The organism is Longimicrobiales bacterium (genome assembly GCA_035764935.1).
GTDB lineage: Bacteria > Gemmatimonadota > Gemmatimonadetes > Longimicrobiales > RSA9 > DASTYK01.
The window spans coordinates 1-23,172 of the sequence record DASTYK010000087.1 but is presented as its reverse complement, the minus strand read 5'-3'; the positions used below and the strand labels follow the sequence as shown (position 1 = coordinate 23,172).

The following is a 23,172-nucleotide window of genomic DNA, read 5'->3' as shown; positions in this document are numbered from 1 at the left end:
GCTCTCCCTCGACATACTCCATGACCAGGTACGGTCGACCCGCCGCCGTGACGCCGCCATCGTACATCTGTGCGATGTTCGGATGGCGCAGCTGCGCCAGGATGCGGCGCTCGCGACGCATCCGTTCGGCGAGCATATCCTGGTGCGCGTCGGCGGCGATGACCTTGATCGCGACCTGCTGAACAAAATCGACATTGGTGCGCTCGGCGAGGTACACGACGCCCATGCCCCCCCGGCCGAGCTCCCGAATGATGCGGTACCCCGGTATCGGTTGGTCACCGGGAGCCGGAGCGACGTCGCCGCGCAACGCCCGGTCGATGTCCAGCGCATCCGCATCGAGCAACGGATGAAAGCTGGCGTCGATCTCGAGCAGTTCCTCCAGGCGCGCGCGCAGATCCGGCTGCCCGTCGGTGAGCTCATCGAGAAGGGCGGCCCGACGCTCGTCCTCGACGTCGAGCAGCTGTTCCAGCATCGACAGCACTTCGGCTTCACGCCGGCTCATCGGTCAGGCACGTCGAAGGGAGTCGGCGCATCGGGGCGGGAGCCGGAAGATGCGCGGACGGTGCGCGAGGTCGTCGTCATCGGGTTCGGGATGCTCTCTGCATGTCGCGCGAGGAGATGACCGCTACGTTAGGCAGCCCTCGCGCGTACGCGCAACCTTGCCGTGGGTAATGGTCTGCCGGAGCAGCAGGCTGCGCAATCCGGTCGGGTGCGATCGAACATCCCGGCACCCCATTACGTGGCACAATCAGATGCTTGCGCTGCCGCGCGTCGGGTCGGCGCCATCGGGAAGTCCGCCGGGCCGACGTGGGTCGGCACAATCGGCCATTCCGCCGCCCGATCTGCCGGTTACCGTTGAGTTGCGTGCGGGCGATATCGCGATCTCCGCCATTCGCAACGGAATCACCACCGCGAGGGGCGCGTGCTACGCTCCGACGTCGAGCTGATCCTTCGTGAGGTAGGCGCAGCACAGCACGGCGTCGCACTCCGGTCCCAGCTCCTGGTGCGCGGCATTCCCGGCAGCACAATCGACTCGATGGTAAAGACAGGTCGGCTGTGCGTCCTTCGACGCGGTGTCTACCAGGTCGGTCCGCTGCCACTGCCGCGCGCCGCCGAGGCCGCCGCGGTGCTTGCGTCCGGCAGGACCTCGCGGCTGAGCCACGGCAGCGCGGCTCGCCTGCATGAACTGATGGACCGCGCCGTCCATGACCTTCCGCCGGAGGTGACCGTGCCCCGCCGCAAGAGACCCAGGATCGAAGGGATTCGGGTGCATCGTATGCGTGACCTGCGCCCGGACGAGGTTACGACATTGCATGGCATCCCCATCACCACCCCCGCACGTACACTGCTCGACATCGCGGAGACGATGACATCCCGGGAGGTCGAGCAGGCACTCGCGAAGGCACTGCGCATGCGGCTCGTTACCCTCCAGGAGATGCATGAGATGGTTAACCGGCACCCGAAGCATCGAGGGGCACCGCTGCTTCGGCAGTTGCTGGGCTCAGAGCGTGGGCCCGCATTCACGCGTTCCAAAGCGGAAGACAGGTTGCTCGAGATCGTTAGGGCCGCACGACTCCCGGAGCCCGTGCTCAACACACGTGTCCTTGGGTATGAAGTGGATTTTCTCTGGACGGACTCGCGCGTCGTCGTCGAGGTGGATGGCTACGCGTTCCACGGCAGCCACGCGTCCTTTGTCGGCGACCGCCAGCGCGACGCGGAACTCACTGCGGCGGGCTACCGGGTCCTGCGCTTCACCTGGACGGACCTCACCGAAGGCAGGTTCGCCACGGTGGTGCGGCTGGCACAGGCACTCGTGCGAAAATGAGAACTGCTGCGCCGGAGGCGAGGCGCACGACACCGTTTGGTGGGCCGGTCGGTGTCCATGTGCTGGCGTAGAATGGTTCGAGGTGCGACGTCCCTGGGGCGTGCGTCATCGGTCCTGACGGGAGCGCGAGTAGAAACGTGCCCCGGGTCGTTTGTTGCAGGGGCGTCGATCGTGAGGGTGACCCGCAGGGCAACGCCGTGAAGCATGCCCCACTGCGGCAGATCCGCGAAACACGGCGATTCAGCCCCGGATACGCCGTGAATCAGGCCCCACCAGCATCCGTGCTCCTCGATGGGGCTGCACTCACGGCGCGCACGACCGTCGAGTCGGCCCCAGGCATTGGACAAACGGCACTTGGGCATTCTTGACGGCTCGCAACGGCCGGGTTCACCCACCGTGAGCGTCGCGGTTCACGCATGGCACCGTGAGCGTCGCGGTTCACGCATGGCACCGTGAGCGCCGCGGTTCACGCCTTGAACGACTGCTCGCATGCTGGCGCGCCGCCGCCGCCGACAGCACCAGTCTGCTGCCGCGTAGGCGGCTCACGCATGGCCACCCGCTCGCCCCCTTTGTTACCGCAGCTCCGACCCGCCCACCTCGCGCACCTCTCCGATGTCGGGCCGCTCACCCGTGACCATGCCTTTGGCCATCTCGAACAGCACCGCGGGCGTCGACTTTTCCTTCTTCATGTAATGGACACTGTCGGCGGTGACGAGCAGCAGGGCCAGGCGCGGATCGTCGGGACCGCCGTCCTGCACATCGTCGATCTTGCCGAACCACATGCGCCAGTCGGGACGATACAGCTCGCGGATCTTCGCCCGATCCTGCGAGACCCGCGCGGTGCCGCTCACGGAGACCCACTCCCGGGTGCGATCGCGGTAGTACGCGACGTTGACGTTCGGGTCCTGCTCCAGCTCATCGACTTTGTGGGCGTGGATGTCGGTCACGAACCAGAGGTCGGCGCCGGGCTGTCGCTCCTGTGTCGCCATGGGCCTGGACACGAGTCGGCCGTCTGCGCGGCGGGTCGTCAGCATCGCGATCTCGATGCCGTCGATGAGGTCGTACAGCTCGTCGATCTTCTTCTGTTCTGCCACGGTGCGCTCCTGCGAGGGGACACCCTCGGAAGGGCAGGAGGCATGCCACCCCTGGCGCGCACGCGTGGTTGCGACAGGGCGGCTGCCACGTGAAACTGCCGTGGCGCATCCTCAGTATGGACTGCGTCCCGAACCTGGAGGCTTCATGGGTCGCACGACCGCATGGCTCGGTCGCACACTGCTCTGTACAACCGCTGTTCTGACCGCCGGCAGCGCACAGGCGCAGGACGTCGAGCGCTACTCGATTTCCGGCAATGCCGTTTCCGTGTTCAACCTTGCCGGTGCAGTGCGCATGGAGCGCGGCAGCGGTGACAACGTGATCGTCGAGGTCCGGCGCGGCGGGCGTGACGCGCAGCGGCTGGAGGTGGAACGTCGGGAGGTGGACGGCCGCGCAGCCCTGATCGTCCGGTACCCGGAAGGCGACGTCGTCTACCGGGCCGACCGCGGGGGTGAGTCGCGGACGAGCCTCAGCGTACGCAGCGATGGAACGTTCTACGGAGACCGTCGCGGAGGCGACCGGGTGAACATCCGATCGAGGGGCCGCGGTACAGAGGCGCACGCCGACCTGCGCGTGCTCGTTCCGACAGGACGCTCGGTGGAGGTGATGCTCGGCGTCGGCTCGGTCGTAGCGAGCAACATCGAGGGCGATCTGACGATCGACGTCGGTGCCGCTCCCATCGAGACCAGCGCAACGCGCGGCCGGCTCTATCTCGACACCGGCTCGGGCACGGTCGACGTGCGCAACGCGCAGGGTGACGTTCGCATCGATACCGGGTCGGGCGTCGTCCGCGCGCACCAGGTGGTGGGAGACCTCCTCGTCGATACGGGGTCGGGGCAGGTGGAGCTCACCGAGGTGCGCGGCAGCCGGCTGCACGTCGACACGGGGTCCGGTCGGGTGCGGGCAGAGAACGTGCGCGCCGACGACGTGCTGGTCGACACGGGGTCGGGATCCGTGACCATGGCTGGCGTGGCGGCTCGCGACGTCGAGATCGATACGGGCAGTGGTGGCGTCGAGCTCGAGCTGTTGAGCGATGTCGATCGGCTGGTCGTCGACACGGGGTCCGGCAGCATCCGCGTTGCCGTCCCGGAGGACTTCGGCGGTGAGTTCGAAATCGAGGGCAGCAGGGTGAGCGTCGACGTGCCGGCCACGTTGCGCGAGAGCGATCGTGACTCGGCGCGCGGGACGTTCGGCGACGGCCGGGGCACGATCGAGATCGACACCGGCAGCGGAAGAGTGAGCATCGTCCGCCGGTGACGCGCGGGGATCCGCACGCACTGAACAGCAGTTGACGCGCGGCAAACGGAACCGATGATTCTGATCAGCCGTCGGGGCTTGAGCCTGTCCCGGCGGCTGATAGTTTGATGCCCTCGCGCCGTTTCCGTCATGCCGATGCCGCAAGGCACACCGAGCAACGCATCGATGATCCTGCACGCAACGCGACACCTGGTCGAGGGCTCCTCCGCTGGTTCCGACTGGCATCAGCGGGAGGTCCTCCTTCGCGTCGTCGGTCGCCTCGGGTCGCACGAGGATGCGCGAGCGCTGCAGCAGGCGGTCTGCGAGGACCCGCAAGCTCACGCCGACGTGGTTCCCGCTCTCATGGTGATCGCCGACCAGGCCATCGCCGCGGAACTGTTCGCCTCGACGACAACGGCGGATGGCATGCTGCGCGACGGCATGCCGGAGGACCTGCTGCACCTGTTCGGCTACTGTGGCCTGCAACAGGCCGAGCCGATGCTCTGGAGATACGCGCGTGGCGACGATACCTGGACGTCGGAATGCGAGCCGGCGGTGCGTGGACTGCTGCACCTCCCGTGTACCGCGCTGCGCGAAGAGATCGCGACGACGATTCTCAGTTATCGCGACCGGTCCCTCTTTGCCGAATACCTGCCTGCCCTCGCCGTGAAAACCGGCCGCACGGACCTGCTCGATGTGCTGGTTGCGATGGGCGAGACTGCATCGACGGACTGCAACGCCGGCATCGTGCTGGGGATCGCCCTCTACGGCGAAGCGGCGCGCGATCGGTTCGCCGAGATCGTCTGGTCTCCCGAATGGGAGGCCGACGGCACTGGTACCGGAACCGTGCGAGCGACCCACGATGGTCTCTGTGTGCTCGGCGTGTCCATGCGCGACCTGGTCGTGCAGTGGAAACAGCAGATCGAGGCGGGTACAGAACCGCTCCACGGGGCTGCCCTGCTGACGAACCTGCTGGGCGAGCGTCTGCAGAGGCCGCACACCGGGTTGCGTTTCGCGCCCCGGCCGCCGGACACGTTCGCCGAGGTGCATGCCGCCCTGTACGGCGTCACCCATGCAGACACGCTCCCGGTGATTGCGCGCGCCGCACTGGAGCGCGCGCAGTATCCGTTCACCGATCTGCTCGTGGGCGAGATCGAAACGCTGGAGGAGGCGGTGCTGGCGCGAATGGCGGAAGAAGCGCTGCTCGCGGAAGCACGGCGGGCCTGAACACCGCGGCAGCTCCGGTCACGCCGCGCAGTCACTCCGGTCACACCAAGCAGCAGCTCCGGTCACACCACGCAGCAGCTCCGGTCACGCCACGCCGTCACGCCGGTTACACCACGCGTTCACTCCGGTCGCATGCCGGGCAGCCACTCCGGTCGGGGTCCGTCCGTCAGGATCCGGACCGCGCGGATGGCCTCTTCGATCACCGCGGTCATGTGCGCGAAATCGATGTGCTCGACTTCATCGCTCACCCGGTGGTAATCCGTGTGCATGTTGAACGACGACAGCGTGTGTGCGGGGATGCCGGCTCGGGCGAACGCGTAGTTGTCGCTGCGCATGAAGAAGCGCTGATCGGGTCGCGGGTCCTGCACGATCGCGATGCCCGCGTCGGCGAGCATGGCACCCATGGTGGAGCGCTCGTAGCCGGTCAACCAGGTCTTTCCCGGTCCACCCGCAAGCGAGTCCGGGCGGCCGATCATCTCGATCTGGAACTGCGCGACCGTCTGCTCCAGCGGAATCACCGGATCTGCCAGGTACTCGCGCGACCCGATCCCGCCGCCCTCCTCGCCTGCGAACGCGACGAAGACGACCGTACGCTTCGGCGCGGGGCCGGCGCGCAGCGCCCGCGCGATCTCGAGCACGGCGACCACGCCCGACGCGTCGTCATCCGCACCGTTGGCGATGGAATCGCCATCGACCGGTGCAATGATGCCGATGTGATCGAAGTGCGCCCCGACGACCACGGCCTCAGCGCGCAGTGCAGGGTCGGCCCCGGGGATCATGCCGACGACGTTGGCGTCGTAAACGTGATCGGCGGTGCCGACAGTGTCCAGCGCTGCAGCATCCGGGACGAGGACCATGCGACGCCGCCCGTTCCGCTCGACGCGCGCGGCATGCACCCACTGGTGGTAGCCGCTGTCGCCCGCCGGCGTGAGCCCGATCTCCTGCATGTGCTGTGCGATGAACCGGGCAGCCTGCGCGGCGCTCTCCGTGCCGGCGCGGCGTCCCTGCATGCTGTCGTGCGCGAGTGACGTCAGCAGCATCCGGACGCGCGTCTCGTCGACAGCGGGTTGCGCGGGCGACGATGACGGCGATGTGGCTGCGGTACAGCCTGCCAGGCATGCAACCGCGATCAGCAGCAGGTGGCGAACAGGCATCCGGTGTTTCCCTCGATCGGTCGATTCAGAGCGGCCTGCCCGCAACATAGCCTGCATGGCGGCAGCGCGCCTACTCGGCGCGCAGTGCGGTGACCGGCTCGACGTGGGCGGCACGACGTGCCGGAATCCAGCTCGCCGCTACTGCAACGAGTGCCAGCACTGCGATGGCCACGAGGTACGCTGATGGCTGCGTCGGTGCCACACCGAACAGCATGCTCTCGAGCAGCCGGCCGGCAACGAAGGCGATCGCGACGCCGAGCGCGATGCCCGCGAGCACCAGGCGCAGCGATCCACCCACGATCATGCGTTCGACCTGTGCGGGTCGCGCGCCGAGCGCAATGCGCACACCGATCTCGCTGGTGCGCCGCTGCACCAGGTAGCCGAGCACGCCGTACAGACCCACCGCTGCAAGCAGCAGTGCTGCGACGGCCGCGCTGCCGAGCAGGATCATCGTGAAGGACAGCCCGCTCATGGACTCGGCGATGATCCGGTTCATGACGCGCGGGTTGGCCAGCGGGATCGCAGGATCGACCTCGAGCGCTGCGGCGCGGATGGCCGGAAAGTACGAGAGCGGGTCGTCGCTGGACGTCCGGATGATCAGCGCCCCGCTGCTGTACAGGCCGCCGGTGCCCGTGATCGGCACGAGCGGGTAATAGATCGCGACTGCAGGCGGCTCGCTCAGCGACTCGTGCACATCGCCCACGACGCCGACGATCGTGTAGTACGGCCCCTCCGATCGACCCTGCGGGGCAACCTGCTTGCCGATCACGTCCTCACCGGGCCAGAACTTGTCCGCGAACGCGCGACTCACGACGACCGAACCCCGATCCGGGTCGGCGTGATCGAGCGGGGTCAGCGCGCGGCCGGCCAGAACGGGAATGCCGAGCGTCTCGAAATAGCCGTCGCTTGCGGAGCTCTGCCCCGCGCACAGTGTACCCTGTGAATCGTTGATGCGCTGCATCACCTCGGCGTCCGTGAACGCCTGGACCGTGCAGCCGTAGCTGTCGCTCAGTGGTACGGCCCCGATGCCGGCACTGACCACCCCCGGCAGCGCACGCACCCGCTCGAGCACGGCCTGGGTGAATGCCCACCGGCTTTCGTAGGAGTCGTGCCGCGGGGAAAAGGGCAGGGAAACGGTAAGCACCCCCTGCGGCCTCACGCCGGGATCCACCCGACGCAGTCGCTCGAAGCTTTCGAGCAGCAGACCGGCGCCGACGAGCAGTGCGAGCGCGAAGCCGACCTGTCCGATGATGAGCGCCCCACGGACCCGCTGGCGCTCGCGCCCGACCGTTGCGGAGCGGCCTCCCTCCGTGAGCGCGCTGAAGCTGCGCACACCGCCGGCCTGGTGCGCGTGCGCGAGCAGCGCGAGCACGCCAGCAGATACGAGTGCGAGCACCGCCGCGAACAGCACGACGCCCGCGTCGAGCCCTGCCGCACCGAGTCGCGGAATACCGGTGGGCGCTGCTGCGGCGACCCACCGCACCACCCAGTGCGCGAAGAGCACCCCGAGCAGCGCACCGGCACCGGCCAGCACCAGGCTTTCCGAAAGCAGGTGACGCAGCACGTCCAGGCGACCCGCACCAAGGGCATTGCGCAGCGCGATCTCACGACGCCGGGTCTCGGCGCGCACCAGGAACAGGTTCGCCACGTTGCCGAACGCGATGAGCAGGACGAGGCCGACGGCCGCAAGGAGGATCCAGAGGTTGCGGGCGACGTCGCCCGTGACTGCGTCCTTGAGCTGGACGGCATGCGGACGGAATGCATAGCGGTCCATGAAGCCGCGGCTGTACGCATCCGGGAAGGTCTCGATGAGGCGCGGATTGAATCCGGCCAGCTCGCGTGATGCGTCCTCCGGCGTTGCGCCGGCCGCGAGCCGGGCGATCGTGCGGAACTCCATGTGGCTGTTCCAGAACTGGCCGGACAGGTTGAGCTGCAGCGGCAGCCAGACATCGGGCTGCAGGGTGGGCGGGACCTGCTCGGGCAGCTCCTCGAGCGGCGCCATCACGCCGACGATCTCGACCGGCTCCTCGTCGATCATGAGCGTCCGCCCGATCACGCCCGGATCACTCCCGTAGGCGCGCTGCCAGTACCCCGATGACAGCACTGCGACCCTGGGAGCGCCGTAGTCGTCGTCGGTCTCGTCGATCAGCCGGCCGGCCACCGCGCTCGAACCGAGCATGCGGAAGAGCGACGCCGTGCCGCTCCACACTCCCGCGCGTTCCGGCCCCGCCGCACCCTGCAGAGTCACCTGGCCGAAATCGTATCCGGCCAGCTCCTCGATCGTCCGCGCCGCATCGCGGTACAGCACCCACTGTGCGCGCGACAGCCCCCACGTGCCTTCCGTCGTTTCGCTGTACAGCCGAACGAGCCGCTCCCCGTCGGGATACGGCATGGGCTCGATGACCACCCGTTTCACGACCGAGTAGATCGCTACGGTTGCGCCGATGCCGAGCCCGAGCGTCAGGACGGCAGCCATGGTGAACAGGGGAGAGCGCCGCAGGGAGCGAAGGGCCAGCCGCGCGTCGTGCAGGAGGTGCATGCCCGCCTCGGGGTGCGATGAGTGCCGGTGAAGCTTCCTCTTGGACGAACCAGCACGCTCGATGGTTTCAGCGGGAGGGCGGGCGGTGCCGACGGCACCGGTGACCCTGCGCCAGGCGTGCGGGTTCCCTGCAGATACGTCCTGCGACGATCGTAGCGCCGGGCGGGACGCTACGCCATGAGGGGCAGGTGCTCGACGGCCGCTCCTGTGCGCTGCCGCTCCAGCCGTGCGAGCAGCCCCGTGAGGCCTGGCTGCACCTGCGGCTCGCCGCGCAGCACGAGCACCGGTGCCGAGGTCTCGCGCAGCATCTTCCGCAGCGACCACAGCATGGAGCCATCGGGTTCGTCGCGCGACAGCAGTGTGCCGGGAATGATGACCAGGTCGGGTGCCGGCTCCTGCAGCGCCGTGGGCAGGGAGCCGTCGTCGGCCAGCAGGACGAGCTCCAGTGCGGGCGTCGAGGCGATGCTGCTGCTGGCGATCGCGTGCTTCAGGATGTGGCTCCAGCGGCCGGCACACTGGATCGTCCGCGCGTCCAGCGTGACCTGGTGGAGGATCGCCACCATGTGCCGCGCGTCCGAGGGTGCGGAATCGTCGACGAGCAGCACGTCGCACCGGATCTGCGCCAGTGCGTGGTCCTTGCTGAGTGCGCTGTCGAACGCATCATCGGCGGAGAGCACAACACGCGGAAGCACCATCAATGCCGGCTGCAGCACGGCGGCACGCCGCTGCATGGCCGGCCAGGCGCCGTCGAGATCGATGACGCGCTCCGTGAGCGCAGCCCGCTCACCCAGCGTGCGCTGCAGCTGCGCGCGGGCAGCGGCATCCGCCGTGACGATCGCATGGTGTACGCGGTGCAGGTCGTCTCCCGTGCGGGCGAGCTCTCGATCCGCCAGCTCCACGGCGTGCGCGACGTGCAGGCTCCAGCCGCACGCTGCAGCGACCGAGTCCGCCCACGCGAGCGCAGCGTCGGAACGGGCCGTGAGATCCGTCAGTGCCAGAACCGTCCTGCTCATCGAATACGCTCCTCGCTCCTGTGATCACCGTCCCGCACCGCAATGTCCCGACATTGCGACCTTACGGTCCGCGGATGATCGAAAGCGTTACTCGCCGAGCGCGCGTGCCCGTTGCGACCTCCTGAACGAGGATGTCGACGACGGTGCGTGGTTCTGCAGGTGTACGTTCAGGCGTGGTGTTGCCCGAGCTCCCGGAGCTCCTGCACAAGCCGGCGCTTCATCAACGCCGGCATGGGAAAGTCCGGAGGGCCAGGGCTGCGCTGGCGCGTGCAGTGTTGCTCCAGTGCGGTCGTGCGACAGGCCTCGCACGTGGCCAGGTGAGCGTCGAATCCCTGCCGTTCGAGCGGCGGCAGGGCGTCGTCAAGCCAGGCGTCGACCAGCTCGTCGATGTCACTGCAATCCATGCTGTCAGACATCCTCGTGTTCCATGTCCTCGTCAACCCATGGTCGGAGCGCGGCGCGCACGCGCTCGCGTGCCCGGTGCAGCAGCACTCTCTGATTTGTCTGCGTGATCCCCATCGCGTTACACACCTCGTCCGTCGTCCATTCCTGGATGTCGCGGAGCACGATGACCTCCCGCTGTCGCGGCGTCAGCGTCGCAATCGCTGCATCGATCCGCGCGCGCAGCTCCCGTGACATCAGGGCGGACTCGGGATCCTGGCGCGGCCTGGTCCAGAGCGCCTCCGACACGGTCTGCTCCTGCCGGGAGCCGTCGCGCGACTCAGGCGAGGTCGGCTGCACGTCGGAGAACAGGTGCAGCCGCGCATCCCGCTGGCCGCGCGTGCGCGCGATGTTGCGCAGAATGCGGAACAGCCAGGTGCGTACCGAGGAACGACCCTCGAATCTGCCGATCCCGCGCAGTGCGGCGAGCCACGTATCCTGCACGACTTCCTCCGCCGTTGCGCTCGAGCGCACGTGCGTCATCGCCAGGCGGAGCATGGGGCCGTAATAGAGATCGAGAACGCGCACGAAAGCGGATTCGTCGCGGTCACGCAGGGCGCGCAACAACAGTTCGTCCTCGGAACCTGCAGCAGGGCGGGCAGCACCTGCATCCGCTGCGGGCGGAGGGAGACTCGCGTTGGACAGCATGCCGACCCGCGCCTCGGGCGTACGCTGGCTGTCGATGGCCTGGCTCACTGGCACTCCTTCGTCCCGGGGACGCATTACGCGCGAAAGGCCGCCCGCGGAAATCTCCGCGCACGGCCGTTCGCATCCACGAACAATGATGGCCCTGCCTCCGCGCATTATCAACGCGCGGCCGGAGCCCACTCATGCTGCAGGCGGCGGCTCCGGTGCCTCGCTCTGCGGCGTCGTTACCGCCAGCACACGCAGCCGACGCGTGCGCTGCGGCGTCTCGACCGTAACCACCGCACCGGCCGTCGCACCGAACAACGCCTGGCCGACGGGCGAGTCCAGCGAGACATGCCCGGCATCGATGTCCACGCGCTCGCCCGACATCAGCGTGTACTTCGCCTCCTCACCCGTGTCGAGATCCAGCACCGACAGTGTAGCGCCGGAACTCGCACCATCACCCGCGAACCGCGCAAGCCGCGCCCGATCCACCGCGAATGTCCGTGTCCTCATGGCAACTCTCCCGACAGTGACGCGCGTGAGCGGCCGGAGGAGGGTTCCTCCGGCCGCTCATCTGCCGTCATCGTTCCTGCTACAGTCCCGCCGGGAAGCGGAACGTTACAGCGTTGGCGACCAACGCGAAGCTGGGGCCGCCTCGCCTACAGGCGACGTCCTTCCGCCTGCTTCGCGGCGCGTCGCCGCGCCAGCAGCCCGTCCAGCGACCAGGCGCCCGGGCCCGCCAGCGCCAGCGCCACCGCACCTGCACCCAGCGTCAGCACGAACTCGTACCCGTTCGGCAGGAAGAACCCTGCCGGCAGGTGCACGAGGAACAGTGCGCCCACCATCACGACGGTGAGTCCCAGGGCGATCGGCGCTACGAACAGCCCGGCGATCAGCGCGAGCCCGCCGACGAACTCGAGCAGCGCGACCGCGGGCGCAGCCACCCCGGCCAGTGGCACACCCATCGCCGCGAAGCCTTCCGTCAGACCCGGAATCCCCATCTGGAACAGCTTCTGCGCACCGTGCGCGGCAAAGACGATACCCAGTACCACGCGCAGCACCGCGAGCCCGATGGCCGCGCGCGTCACTGCCGCTCCCGTGTCCGCTGTAACGGCTCCGCTCACTCCCGTTGCCGCCGCACTGCCCGTGCTCGCTGCCGTATCGCGTGCAATCGTGCTCATCGTCGTCTCCGATCCTCGTGGGTCCAGTGCGATCCATGTGTCGACACTGGGTGTGATAACAGGTAATTACGAAAAAAAACAACCAGACTGCCCGTCAGGCGCCCTCGCGCACCCGCGTGAGCAGGTTGATCAGCTCGCGCAGCTCAGACTCCTCGAGTCCGCCCAGATGCCGGCGGTGGAGTTCCCGGACAGGTTTCTCCAGCTCGTCCAGCAGCGCGACGCCCTGTCCGGTGATCCGGGTCGTCACAAAGCGCCGATCCTCACTGCTCCGCTGCCGTTCGATCAGTCCCGCGGCCTCCATCCGGTCCAGCAGCCGCGTCGCGTCCGGAACCATGGTGATCATGCGCTCCATGACCTCGGCCCGGCACAGGCCGCGCTCGCCCGCTCCTCGCAGGATCCGCAGGACGTTGTACTGCGTCGCGGTGATGCCGTACGGCCTGAGCGCCTCCGAAAACATGTGCTCCAGCACCGCCCAGGTGCGTCCGATGCTCAGGAACGCCTCCTGTTCCGGGCTGCTGAAGGGCCTGGACTGCCTGATCTCGCTGCGCAGGTCGGGTGACATGGCAGGAATATATGTGTTCTAACACGTATTGGCAAGGGGAGGAGTTCGCGGGGAAGATGAGGGGGGATGAGCATTCCGGGGCGTGCTGCCGGGACCGCTCTATCCGCCGGAGCTCCGTACGGGTCGCGACATATGACGGCGCGGGGCCGGAAACGTTGAAGTTGCCCGGTGCGGTCCGGGGCTAGTGTGACATTCCCGGCGTCAGGCGCCGGAAACGTTGCAGTCGACAGCGCGGCGACAGGCAATTGTGACATTCCCGGCGTCAGGCGCCGGAAACATTGCAGTCGACAGCGCGGCGACAGGCAATTGTGACATTCTCGGCGCCAGGTGCCGGAAACGTTGCAGTTGGCCGCCGGCCCACATGCTAGTGTGACATTGCCGGCGTCAGGCGCCGGAAACGTTGCAGTTGCCGGTGTGGCCCGAGGCTAGTGTGACATTCCCGGCGCCAGGCGCCGGAAACGTTGCAGTTGCCGGCGCGGCAACAGGCTATTGTGACATTTCCGGCGACGACGTCGGCCGATCCGGTCCGGCTGCAACACCGTTCCAGCATCCGGCACCGCATCTCACTCGTTGCGCGGCAGCACCGTGTACACGCGCTCGATGAACTGTTCGAAGGCCTGCATGAAATCGCGCAGGAACTGCTCGGTCGACTCGACCGAAACATTTCCCTCGTCGTCGACGAGACCCGGCGTGAAGTGGATGTATGCCTCGGGTGCGTTCATCTGGGGCGAGTTGCAGAAGCTGAGGATGCTGCGCAGGTGCTGCTGGCCTACAGCGGTGCCGATCTGGCCGATGGAGGCGCCAATGACGGCGGACGGTTTGCGAGTGAACGCGTTCTGACCGTACGGCCGGCTCGCCCAGTCGATCGCGTTCTTGAGCGCGCCCGGCACGGAGCGGTTGTACTCCGGCGTAATGAAGAGGATCGCATCGGAGGACGTGATTGCCTGCTTGAAGTCGCGTGCGACCTGCGGGTAGTCGGGATCGAAGTCGTAGCTGTAGAGCGGGAGGTCGGCATAGCCGATCTCGTTCATCTCGAGGTTCTTCGGTGCGAGTCGAACGAGTGCGCGTGACAGCTTGCGGTTGATCGATTCCGTTGCCAGGCTGCCAACCAGGTAGCCAACCTTGAAACTGGTCATTTCTGCTGCTCCGATCCTGCGAGTAACCGTGCCTGCGATTGCTGCAGGCCGCATGACCACAGCAGCGTTGCGATGTCTGTGCCAGTGAGCGGTGCCGCCAGCGTGCAAGGCATTCGCCGATCGCGAACCGACTCCTCATTCGCCCATGGCTTCGGATTGCTCGCTGCGCGCGTCCGCGCGGCGAGCATGTGCCGATGCGTACCCGGTGCGCAGGTCACCCGATCGGGCCGCCCTGTCCTGTCGCGCGGCCGTTCCGCACTTCCACCGCATCCTTCCTCAACCCTGTAACGTCCAGGATCTGCTGCTCATCCAGCGTCTCACGCTCGAGCAGCGCCTTTGCCAGCGCATCCAGCTCCGGGCGGTGCGCCTGCAGCAGTCGGATCGCCTCGTCGTGGCACTCCTGGATGATGCGACGCACTTCTTCGTCGATCTTCTCGCCGGTCGCTTCACTGAACTGTCTGCCGTCCATGCCCGCCACGCCCAGATAGCGGTTCTCGCGTGGCGCGAGCTGCACCATGCCGAGCGCCTCGCTCATGCCCCAGCGCGTGACCATGCTGCGGGCGAGTGAAGTGATCTGCTCGATGTCGTTTTCTGCGCCTGTCGTTTTAGTGCCGTACACGAGCTCTTCCGCGGCGCGTCCGCCGAGTGCGCCGATGATGCGGGCGCGCAGGTAGCTCTCCGGATAGTTGTAGCGATCGGCGTCCGGGCGCTGGTACGTGACGCCCAGCGCCTGCCCGCGCGGCACGATGGAGACGCGACGCACCGGATCCGCGCCTTCGACGACCAGTCCGAGAATTGCGTGGCCGCCCTCGTGGTAGGCGATGCGCTCGCGGTCCTTGCGGCTGAGCAGCAGCGGCCGCTCGGGCCCCAGCACGATCTTTTCGAGCGCGTCCATGAAGTCCTTCGCGTGCACGACGTCCTGCTCGCGCCGTGCGGCGAGGAGCGCCGCCTCATTGACCAGGTTGCGCAGGTCTGCGCCGACGAGGCCGGGTGTGCTGCTCGCGATCTCGAGGAGGTCGACGTCGTCTCCAAGCGGGACGTCGCGTGTGTGTACCTCGAGGATCGCCTTGCGGCCGACGAGGTCGGGTGGATTCACGATGACGCGCCGGTCGAACCGTCCTGCACGCAGCAGTGCCTTGTCGAGCACGTCCGGCTGGTTGGTCGCGGCGAGGACGATGATGCCCTCGCGGCTGGAAAAGCCGTCCATCTCGCTGAGCAGCTGGTTCAGCGTCTGTTCCTGCTCGCTGGAGCCGCCGATCGCGACCTGGCCGCGCGCGCGGCCGATCGCGTCCAGCTCGTCGATGAAGATGATTGCGGGTGCGTGCTCGCGTGCCTGCTTGAACAGGTCGCGCACACGCGCCGCGCCTACGCCGACGATCATCTCGACGAATTCCGACGCGCTCATCGAGAAGAACGGCACGCCCGCCTCTCCGGCGACAGCGCGCGCGAGCAGCGTTTTGCCGGTCCCCGGCGAGCCGACGAGCAGCACGCCCTTGGGCGCGGTGCCGCCAAGCCGCGTGTACTTCTGCGGGTCCTTCAGGAAGTCGACGATCTCGATCAGCTCGTTCTCGGCCTCATCGATGCCGGCGACATCTTCGAACGTGACCTTGGTGTCCTGCTCACTGTCGAATCGGCGCGCAGTGCTCTTGCCCATCCCCATCATCGCACCGCCGATGCCGCCACCCTGTCGTGCCGCGCGCCGGAGGAACCAGACGTACAGCCCGATCAGCAGCAGTGCCGGCGCAAAGCTGAAGAGCAGCGTAAGCCAGGTGTTGCCCTCCTGGATCGGCTCCGCACTGATCTCGACACCGTTGGTGATGAGCAGTGCCTCGAGCCCCGGGTCGAGGAACGTGGGCAGCGTGGTCTCGAAGTCCCTGACGTTGCGCGGCTCGACGTTCCGGATGGTATCCGGCTCGGCGGGGAAGCGCACGGGAGATTCGAAGCGGCCGCTGATGCGGTCGCCGCGACTGAACACGGTTTCCACGTTGCCGCTGTCCACCTGCGCGCGGAACAGCGTGTACGGCACGGTCACCGTGTCCGTGGACGGGAAGAACGTGCGCATCAGCAGGTAATTGAACAGCACGATCAGCAGAAAGATCAGCCAGGTGCGGCGCGGGAAGCGGGATGCGGGGGGAGTCGCACCGGCGCCGTCCGTCTTTTCGCCCGGTCGCGGGGATTGCGGGTTCTGCGCGCTGTCGGCCATGTGGTCTCCGTCGCCTCAGGGGCGCGTCGCGCGCGCGGGTACCATTTCGCGCGAGACTCGTGCAATCGCGGCCGCCACATCGGCTCGCCGCGCGGGATCCCAGTCCCGGATCGTCTCCTGCAGGTGCTCGCGTCGGGCAGCGACCAGCCGGTCGAGCAGTGCGCAGCCGGCATCGTTCGGGACAGCGCCATCGTCGAGCGACGCTCCCGGCTCGAGCAGTCCGCGCTCCCGCAGCTCTTCGAACGCCGCACGCACCCTGCGCTCCCGCTCGGCGTCGCTGTGCGCGTGGTCGAGCACGCGTACGCCAGGCTTCTCGTCGAGCTGCACCAGCAGCCATGCGGCCGCCGGCGACAGGTCGATGCCCGCGCGGTTGACGACCTGTCGAATGTATTCGCGGCGCGTGTCGCGCCACGCAATGAGCGAAAGGGACTGCTCGAGCTGCCGGACGGAACGGGCGTCGACAGGCATGGGGAAGATCTCGCCCGTGCCCTGGCCGATGTCTTCGGCGAGCGCGCCGACGGTCTCGCGCAGCGGCTTTTCGGGAACGAACCAGGTCAGCAGAAAGCCGACCAGCGCCACGCCGGTCGCGAACTCGAACACCGTTCCTAGCGATGTGGTGAACGACGTGATGTAGACCAGGCGGTCGGCGGGTGCCAGCTCTGCGATCACCTGCGGCGACACGCCGGTGCCAGCCGGCAGGGTAGCGCCGCCCGCGCCGCTCAGGTGCATCGCCAGCTCACCGGCGAAGATCGCCCCGAACACGGCGGTGCCGAGCGAGCCGCCGATCAGCCGGAAGAGTGTCGCGCCGGACGTCGCAACACCGAGGTCCGCGTACGGCGCCGTGTTCTGCACGGCGATCACGAGCACCTGCATGACGAAGCCCATGCCGGAGCCCAGCACGGCCATGTAGATGGAAGCCGTGAGTACGCTCGTGTCGGCACTCATGCGTGAAAGCAGGAACAGCCCCAGCGCCATGATGGCGGTGCCTGCGATGGGAAAGGCGCGGTAGCGTCCCCAGCGGCTGATGAGCTGACCGGACGAAATCGACGTCAGCAGCATGCCGCCCATCATCGGCAGCATCTGCAGCCCCGAGCCCGTGGGCGTTGCACCGTTCACGACCTGCAGGAACAGCGGGATGTAGGTGACGGAGCCGAACATCGCGAAGCCGACGATCAGGCCGATGCCCGACGTCAGCGTGAAGGTGCGGTCGCGGAACAGGCGGAGCGGGAGCACCGGCTCGCGCGCACGCTTCTCGACGAACACGAATGCGCCGAGGAGCAGCAGGCCGCTGCCGATCAGCGCGAGCATCGGTGTCGACGTCCATGGCAGCGTGATGCCGCCGAGGTCGGTGAACAGCACGAGCGCGCTCAGTGCGAGCGCGAGCAGGCCGGCTCCCAGGTAGTCGATTGCGTGCTGCACGCGCACCGTGCGACGCGGCAGCACCGCGGCGATCACGAGCAGTGCAACGAGCCCGAGCGGCAGGTTGATGTAGAAGATCCAGCGCCAGGACAGGTGCGTCGTGAAGTAGCCGCCGAGCAGCGGGCCGGCGATGCTGGAAAGACCGAAGACCGCGCCGAAGATGCCCTGATAGCGGCCGCGCTCGCGCGGCGGCACGATGTCGCCGACCACTGCCTGCGACGTCACCATCAGCCCGCCGCCACCCAGCCCCTGGATCGCGCGGAACAGGATGAGCTGCATCATGCTGTTCGCCATGCCGCACAGCACGGAGCCCAGCAGGAACAGCACGACTGCAGACTGCAGCACGACCTTGCGGCCGTACAGGTCGCCGAGCTTGCCGTACAGCGGCGTCACGACCGTCTGCGCGAGCAGGTATGCCGTGACGACCCACCCCAGCCGGTCCAGCCCGCCCAGCTCGCCGACGATCGTGGGAAGTGCGGTCGCGACGATCGTGGAGTCGAGCGCCGCCAGCAGCATCGCGAGCAGCAGCCCGCTGAAGATCACGAGGACCTGGCGACGCGGCAGCGGCGCGCCAGGCATACTCACCGCGTTCGAAGACATGCCCGGGACGCTCGCGGATCGGATGGGCTGACGCAACGGCGCCGGAATGGATCACATCTCTTTCGCGGGGTACGTTCTGGATCGTCGAGCTTCATGGAAGGAATGATGACACGAGTTCCACTGTCCGTCCTGGACCTTGCACATATCGGTGCCGGCTTTTCCGCGACACAGACGCTGATCAACTCCGTCGACCTCGCGCAGCGCGCCGAGCGGCTCGGCTATGTGCGCCACTGGTTCGCGGAGCATCACAGCATGCCGAGCATCGCGAGTTCCGCGCCCGAGATCCTGATCGCGCACATCGCAGCTCAGACGGAGACGATCCGCGTGGGCTCGGGGGGCATCATGCTGCCGAACCATGCGCCGCTCCGGATCGCCGAGGCGTTCCACACGCTGGAGGCGCTGCACCCGGACCGGATCGATCTCGGAATCGGCCGGGCGCCCGGCTCCGATCGCGCGGCCATGGCCGCCATGCGCCCGTTCGACGCCGAGCAGTTCCCGGCTCAGCTCCAGGAGCTGCTGACGCTGTCGCGTGGTGACGCACCCGCCGACCATCCGTTCCACGGCGTACGCGCAGTGCCCTCCGACGTGCCGCTGCCGCCGATCTGGCTGCTCGGCTCCAGTGGCGCGAGCGCCCGCTTTGCCGGCTCGCTCGGCATGGGCTACAGCTTCGCGCGCCACTTCAGCCCCGCACCGGCCGCGCCGCCGCTCCGGGCCTACCGTGAAGCGTTCCAGCCTTCTGACCAGTTCCCCGAGCCGCACGCGATCCTCGCCGTCTCGGTGGTGTGCGCGCCGACCGACGAGGAAGCCGAGTTCCTCGCCAGCTCGCTCGACCTGAGCTGGCTGCGCTTCCGCCGCCAGCAGTTCGGGCCGGTGCCCACCCCCGAGGAAGCCGCCATGTACCCGTACGACGACGTCGAGCGCGCATTCGTGCGCGAGAACCGCGCGCGTCACATCGTCGGCTCCCCGGCCACCGTCGTGCCCCAGCTGGACGCCCTGGTCGAAGAGACCGGCGCCAGCGAGCTGATGATCACGACCATGGTGCACGCGCACGCTGCACGGGCACGGTCGTACGAGCTGCTCATGCGGGCCTGGCAGGAAGAGCCGGTTGCGTTGCGGGAAGCCTAGTCCGCCGCGGTTCACACGGAGGTCACAGTGGGCACTGCGGACACAGAGTGAACGGCATCCTCTCGGAGGAGCAGAGACGCAGGGCGCAGGCTCACTCGTCATGCCGCAGCATCCTCGTCCGGCAGCGTTGCACTCTGGTTGCGGTTCCGTTGCTCCTGCTCTGCCCGGCTGTCCGGCAAACTGAAACGTGAAGCAGATGGGCGTGGTGCTTTCGCGTATCCGAAAGCACCTGCGCCTCTGCCCCTCCGCGGCTCTGCGTGAAAACGAGCACGTCCGTGCATCCCCCGTGATCCGCTGTGACCTCTGTGTGAAAAAACGACCGATCCACCCGTGTGTGAAAAAACGACCGATCCACCCGCCAATATCCGTCAGTCTGATGGTCGTGGATGCCCCGCAGCGGTTGCGGGACCGGCCGCCGCGGCCACATATACCGACCGGTCGGTCTGTTGCGCGGACGGGGATGCGGTTTCGAGAACCGAAGGGGAGGGCAGGGAAACATGCGCTACGCGATACGGTCGCTGCTGAAGTCGCCGGGCTTTGCTGCGCTGGTGGTAATCGTGCTCGGACTCGGGATCGGTGCGAACACGGCGATCTTCAGTGTGTTCCGGGGGGTGCTGCTGCGGCCGCTGCCGCACGAGGACGATGCGACGCTGGTCTACCTGCAGCATTCCGCGGCGCAGTCGGGGATGTCGGACGTGAAGTTCTCGGTGCCGGAGATCGTCGACCTGCGCGAGTCGATGCGGACGCTCACGGGCTTCGCGGAGTTTTCGGCCATGCCCTTCACGATGCTCGGCTCCGGCCGTCCGGTGCAGGTACAGGCGGGGATCGTGAGCGGCAACTACTTCGACGTGGTGGGTCTCGGTGCCGTGCTGGGGCGGACGTTCGGTGCCGCGGACGACGGGGCCGGCGCGGAGCCGGTGATGATGCTGACGCACGGCTACTGGCAGCGCGCCTTCGGCGGGGATCCTTCGGTCATCGGTCGTGCCTTCCGCATGAACGGGCGGTCGGTCACGGTGGTGGGTGTGCTGGAGCCGGCGCCGCCGTTCCCCGGCGCAACGGACGTGTTCGTGAACCTGGTGACGAGTCCGCATCACCTGGATGCGACGATGGTGCATGGCCGGTCGCACCGGATGACGGACGTGTTCGCGCGCCTTGCACCCGGTTCTGACGTCGAGGACGCGCAGGTCGAAGTGGACCGCGTGGCTGCGCGCATGTACGACGAGTACCCGGAGAACTACGACGCGGCGGCGGGCTATGCCGTGAGTGTCACGCCGCTTCGTGAGGCGCTGACGTCGCAGGCGCGCTTTGCGTTGTGGCTGCTCATGGCTGCGGCCGGCCTGGTCCTGCTGACGACGTGCGCCAACGTGGCGAACCTGGTGCTGACGCGAAACATGCAGCGGGATCGCGAGTTCGCCGTGCGCTGGGCGATGGGCGCGAACCGGTGGGCCCTGCGTCGCATCCTGCTGGCGGAGACGGGCGTGCTGGCGCTGCTGGGTGCGGTGTTCGGGGTCGTGCTCGCGTGGGTGGGGCTGGACCTCCTGGTCGGCTTTGCGGGGCGGTACACCGCACGTGCGAGCGAAATCCGGCTCGATGGCGGCGTACTTCTGTTCACCGTGCTGGTGGCTGGCCTTGCTGCTCTGGTGTTCGCGTTCATGCCGGGGCTGCACTTCCGGGAGGCGGCCGGTGCGATGCTCACGCGCTCGGGCTCGCGCACGACGGGCAGCAGGCAGGGTCTGCAGCGCGGGCTGATCGTGGCGCAGGTGGCGGCCAGCGTGACGGTATTGACGGCGGCGGGGCTGCTCGCGCGCACGCTGGTGAAGCTGAACTCGGTGGACCTGGGTGTCCGGATGGAGAACACGCTGACGCTCGAGGTACCTGCGGACCACGAGGGGCAGAGCGCCGCCGAGATCGTGGCGCTGCAGCACGAGATGCAGCGCCGTATCGAAGCGCTGCCCGGTGTGCATGCGGTCGGTGTGGGGCTCAGCGTGCCGCTGCGCAGGAACGAGCTGAAGCTGGAGATCATGGCGGAAGGGCGGCCACCGGAGCCCGGCGTACCGGTTCCGATGGCGGAGTATCGCACGGCGACACCGGAGTTCTTCGAGGCGGCCGGCATGCAGGTGCTGCGCGGCCGTGCATTCGACGACACGGACCGGGTGGACAGCGGTCCGGTGGCGATCCTGAACCAGGCGCTCGCGGAGCGGCTGTTCGGGGATGAGGATCCGCTCGGTCGCTACGTCTCGTGGACAGGCCAGGTTCTCCCCGCGATCGGAATGACCGAGCGGTGGAAGACGGTGGTCGGCGTGGTCAGCAACACCCGCGACGACGGTCCGGACGCGGCTCCGCCGCTCGTCATGTACCAGCCTCTGACTCAGAACGACATCGGCTACTTCCCCGGTGCGTTCGTGATCCGTGCGAACGGCGCCTCGGCGCTCGCGCCGCGTGTGCAGCAGATCGCGAGCGAGCTGGCGCCGGATCAGCCGGTACTGCGCGTCGCGACGTTCGAGCAGATCCGCGCGGAAACGGTCGCCGCCGAACGGCTCAACACGTTCCTCGTCGGCGCGCTCGGCATGCTGGCGCTCGTGATCGCGTCCGTCGGACTCGCGGGCGCGCTGTCCTTCTTCATCAGCCAGCGGACGGCGGAAATCGGGATCCGCATGAGCCTGGGCGCGGCACCCGCTCGCGTGCTCGGGATGGTGCTCGGTGACGGCGCACTGCTGCTCGCGATGGGCACGACGCTCGGCCTGCTCGGCTCACTGATCGTGGCGCGACTGCTCGACGGCATGCTGTTCGGCGTCGCACCGAGCGATCCCTGGACGCTCGCGCTCGTGACCCTCGTCATGATCACCGTCGGGCTGATTGCGGCCGGTGTGCCGGCGGTGCGCGCGGCGCGCGTGGATCCGCTCGTCGCAATCCGCAAGGAGACATGAAGTGAAGGAACGCCGTACGCGCGCCCCGGACGAGACACGCCGGCGCATCCTGGAGGCCGCCTTCCAGGAGTTCCACCTGAACGGATTCCAGGCTGCGCGCGTGGACGCCATCCTGCACCGGGCGGGCGCCACCAAGGGCGCGCTCTACCACCATTTCCCGGACAAGACGACGCTGGGTTACGCCGTCCTCGAGGAGATCATTCATACGCCGCTGCTCGAGGCGTACATCGACGGCCTGGGCGACGCGCACACGGATCCTGTCGATTCGCTGCAGGCCGTGCTGCGTCGTCGCGCGGACGACTTCGAGAGCGGCGGCATCGAGCTGGGCTGTCCCCTGAACAACCTGACGCAGGAGATGTCGCCACTCGACGAGGGCTTCCGCGTGCGTCTTGCGGCCACACTCGACTCGTGGACCGATGCGTTCGCTGCGGCGATCGAACGGGGACAGCGAACCGGCCGCGTACGCACGGACGTGGACGCCCGCGCCGTCGCACGCCTGCTCGTCGCGGCGATCGAAGGATCCTTCGGCATGGCAAAGAATGCTCGCAGCGTCGAGCTGCTGCGATCGAATCTGACTACGCTTGCGGGGTTCCTCGACACGCTGCGTCTGCGGGCGGCATAGTGCCTTTCGGTTCACACAGAGGTCACAGCGGTCACAGTGGACACAGTGGACACAGTGTCGGCTTGCCTCTTTTCACGCAGAGGCGCGGAGGAGCAGAGGCGCAGGGTCGGGCCTGCCGGGCGCTGCGCCGACGATCCACGCGCGGCTGAATTCGTTCTTTTGAATTGCGGTTCTGCTGCTCTGCTCTGCCCGCGTGGATACGCAATTCAAAGGAAATGAAGCAAGCCGGACCCAGTTCGT

General features: G+C 67.8%; 19 protein-coding genes. 6 read left to right on the top strand and 13 right to left on the bottom strand.

What is annotated here, in order from left to right:
* Positions 1-502: protein kinase (locus VFU06_06905; protein ID HEU5209123.1), on the bottom strand; the 502-nt coding region annotated here is incomplete at its 3' end.
* Between the two features lie 501 nt (positions 503-1,003).
* On the opposite strand from VFU06_06905, the gene VFU06_06900 reads away from it, so the two are divergent.
* Complete coding sequence (locus VFU06_06900; protein ID HEU5209122.1) at positions 1,004-1,825, top strand: DUF559 domain-containing protein; 822 nt, start codon at positions 1,004-1,006, stop codon at positions 1,823-1,825.
* Positions 1,826-2,397: 572 nt separating this feature from the next.
* Here the strand turns inward: VFU06_06900 and VFU06_06895 are convergent.
* Positions 2,398-2,919 carry a pyridoxamine 5'-phosphate oxidase family protein gene (locus VFU06_06895; protein ID HEU5209121.1) on the bottom strand — a complete coding sequence of 174 codons (522 nt, stop codon included), beginning with the start codon at positions 2,917-2,919 and terminating at the stop codon, positions 2,398-2,400.
* 145 nt (positions 2,920-3,064) lie between these two features.
* On the opposite strand from VFU06_06895, the gene VFU06_06890 reads away from it, so the two are divergent.
* On the top strand, positions 3,065-4,174 hold the full coding sequence (locus VFU06_06890) for a DUF4097 family beta strand repeat-containing protein (GenBank protein HEU5209120.1): 1,110 nt from the start codon (positions 3,065-3,067) through the stop codon (positions 4,172-4,174).
* A gap of 165 nt (positions 4,175-4,339) precedes the next feature.
* Positions 4,340-5,380 (top strand): hypothetical protein, encoded by a 1,041-nt coding sequence (locus VFU06_06885; GenBank protein ID HEU5209119.1) that lies wholly within the window; start codon positions 4,340-4,342, stop codon positions 5,378-5,380.
* Between the two features lie 119 nt (positions 5,381-5,499).
* On the opposite strand, the gene VFU06_06880 is transcribed toward VFU06_06885, so the two are convergent.
* The 11 genes from VFU06_06880 to VFU06_06830 form a co-directional block, all read right to left on the bottom strand.
* The gene (locus tag VFU06_06880) at positions 5,500-6,534 is read right to left on the bottom strand and encodes a M20/M25/M40 family metallo-hydrolase (GenBank protein ID HEU5209118.1); all 1,035 of its coding nucleotides are present in this window, start codon (positions 6,532-6,534) and stop codon (positions 5,500-5,502) included.
* A 70-nt stretch (positions 6,535-6,604) separates the two neighbouring features.
* Positions 6,605-9,073, bottom strand: a complete 2,469-nt coding sequence (locus tag VFU06_06875; protein HEU5209117.1) for an ABC transporter permease — start codon at positions 9,071-9,073, stop codon at positions 6,605-6,607.
* A 170-nt stretch (positions 9,074-9,243) separates the two neighbouring features.
* Complete coding sequence (locus VFU06_06870) at positions 9,244-10,086, bottom strand: hypothetical protein (GenBank protein ID HEU5209116.1); 843 nt, start codon at positions 10,084-10,086, stop codon at positions 9,244-9,246.
* 167 nt (positions 10,087-10,253) lie between these two features.
* On the bottom strand, positions 10,254-10,502 hold the full coding sequence (locus VFU06_06865; GenBank protein ID HEU5209115.1) for an anti-sigma factor: 249 nt from the start codon (positions 10,500-10,502) through the stop codon (positions 10,254-10,256).
* A complete protein-coding gene (locus VFU06_06860; GenBank protein ID HEU5209114.1) occupies positions 10,495-11,223 on the bottom strand; it encodes an RNA polymerase sigma factor in 729 nt (242 codons plus the stop codon). The genes VFU06_06865 and VFU06_06860 overlap by 8 nt, the downstream gene beginning before the upstream one ends.
* A 132-nt stretch (positions 11,224-11,355) precedes the next feature.
* Complete coding sequence (locus VFU06_06855; protein ID HEU5209113.1) at positions 11,356-11,670, bottom strand: GreA/GreB family elongation factor; 315 nt, start codon at positions 11,668-11,670, stop codon at positions 11,356-11,358.
* A 146-nt stretch (positions 11,671-11,816) separates the two neighbouring features.
* A complete protein-coding gene (locus VFU06_06850; GenBank protein HEU5209112.1) occupies positions 11,817-12,338 on the bottom strand; it encodes a DoxX family protein in 522 nt (173 codons plus the stop codon).
* A 94-nt stretch (positions 12,339-12,432) separates the two neighbouring features.
* Complete coding sequence (locus VFU06_06845) at positions 12,433-12,900, bottom strand: MarR family transcriptional regulator (protein ID HEU5209111.1); 468 nt, start codon at positions 12,898-12,900, stop codon at positions 12,433-12,435.
* A 563-nt stretch (positions 12,901-13,463) separates the two neighbouring features.
* Positions 13,464-14,036: an NADPH-dependent FMN reductase gene (locus VFU06_06840; protein HEU5209110.1), complete on the bottom strand. Its 573-nt coding sequence runs from the start codon at positions 14,034-14,036 to the stop codon at positions 13,464-13,466.
* A gap of 214 nt (positions 14,037-14,250) precedes the next feature.
* Positions 14,251-16,239, bottom strand: a complete 1,989-nt coding sequence (gene ftsH / locus VFU06_06835) for an ATP-dependent zinc metalloprotease FtsH (protein ID HEU5209109.1) — start codon at positions 16,237-16,239, stop codon at positions 14,251-14,253.
* A gap of 15 nt (positions 16,240-16,254) precedes the next feature.
* Positions 16,255-18,258 carry an MDR family MFS transporter gene (locus VFU06_06830; GenBank protein ID HEU5209108.1) on the bottom strand — a complete coding sequence of 668 codons (2,004 nt, stop codon included), beginning with the start codon at positions 18,256-18,258 and terminating at the stop codon, positions 16,255-16,257.
* Between the two features lie 102 nt (positions 18,259-18,360).
* Between VFU06_06830 and VFU06_06825 the strand changes: the two genes are divergently transcribed.
* From VFU06_06825 to VFU06_06815, 3 genes are all read left to right on the top strand, one after another.
* Positions 18,361-19,383, top strand: coding sequence for an LLM class flavin-dependent oxidoreductase (locus VFU06_06825; GenBank protein HEU5209107.1), 1,023 nt, complete (start codon positions 18,361-18,363; stop codon positions 19,381-19,383).
* 497 nt (positions 19,384-19,880) lie between these two features.
* Positions 19,881-22,310, top strand: coding sequence for an ABC transporter permease (locus VFU06_06820; protein HEU5209106.1), 2,430 nt, complete (start codon positions 19,881-19,883; stop codon positions 22,308-22,310).
* A gap of 1 nt (position 22,311) precedes the next feature.
* The gene (locus VFU06_06815; GenBank protein HEU5209105.1) at positions 22,312-22,932 is read left to right on the top strand and encodes a TetR/AcrR family transcriptional regulator; all 621 of its coding nucleotides are present in this window, start codon (positions 22,312-22,314) and stop codon (positions 22,930-22,932) included.
* The last annotated feature ends 240 nt before the right edge of the window (positions 22,933-23,172 follow it).

What these genes read in the sequence shown, in the direction of transcription:
- VFU06_06890 (HEU5209120.1), top strand. Translation starts at nt 3,065, where the DNA reads ATGGGTCGCACGACCGCATGGCTCGGTCGCACACTGCTCTGTACAACC.
- VFU06_06885 (HEU5209119.1), top strand. Translation starts at nt 4,340, where the DNA reads ATGATCCTGCACGCAACGCGACACCTGGTCGAGGGCTCCTCCGCTGGT.
- VFU06_06880 (HEU5209118.1), bottom strand. Translation starts at nt 6,534, where the DNA reads ATGCCTGTTCGCCACCTGCTGCTGATCGCGGTTGCATGCCTGGCAGGC.
- VFU06_06875 (HEU5209117.1), bottom strand. Translation starts at nt 9,073, where the DNA reads ATGCACCTCCTGCACGACGCGCGGCTGGCCCTTCGCTCCCTGCGGCGC.
- VFU06_06870 (HEU5209116.1), bottom strand. Translation starts at nt 10,086, where the DNA reads ATGAGCAGGACGGTTCTGGCACTGACGGATCTCACGGCCCGTTCCGAC.
- VFU06_06865 (HEU5209115.1), bottom strand. Translation starts at nt 10,502, where the DNA reads ATGTCTGACAGCATGGATTGCAGTGACATCGACGAGCTGGTCGACGCC.
- VFU06_06855 (HEU5209113.1), bottom strand. Translation starts at nt 11,670, where the DNA reads ATGAGGACACGGACATTCGCGGTGGATCGGGCGCGGCTTGCGCGGTTC.
- VFU06_06850 (HEU5209112.1), bottom strand. Translation starts at nt 12,338, where the DNA reads ATGAGCACGATTGCACGCGATACGGCAGCGAGCACGGGCAGTGCGGCG.
- VFU06_06845 (HEU5209111.1), bottom strand. Translation starts at nt 12,900, where the DNA reads ATGTCACCCGACCTGCGCAGCGAGATCAGGCAGTCCAGGCCCTTCAGC.
- VFU06_06840 (HEU5209110.1), bottom strand. Translation starts at nt 14,036, where the DNA reads ATGACCAGTTTCAAGGTTGGCTACCTGGTTGGCAGCCTGGCAACGGAA.
- ftsH (HEU5209109.1), bottom strand. Translation starts at nt 16,239, where the DNA reads ATGGCCGACAGCGCGCAGAACCCGCAATCCCCGCGACCGGGCGAAAAG.
- VFU06_06830 (HEU5209108.1), bottom strand. Translation starts at nt 18,258, where the DNA reads ATGTCTTCGAACGCGGTGAGTATGCCTGGCGCGCCGCTGCCGCGTCGC.
- VFU06_06825 (HEU5209107.1), top strand. Translation starts at nt 18,361, where the DNA reads ATGATGACACGAGTTCCACTGTCCGTCCTGGACCTTGCACATATCGGT.
- VFU06_06820 (HEU5209106.1), top strand. Translation starts at nt 19,881, where the DNA reads ATGCGCTACGCGATACGGTCGCTGCTGAAGTCGCCGGGCTTTGCTGCG.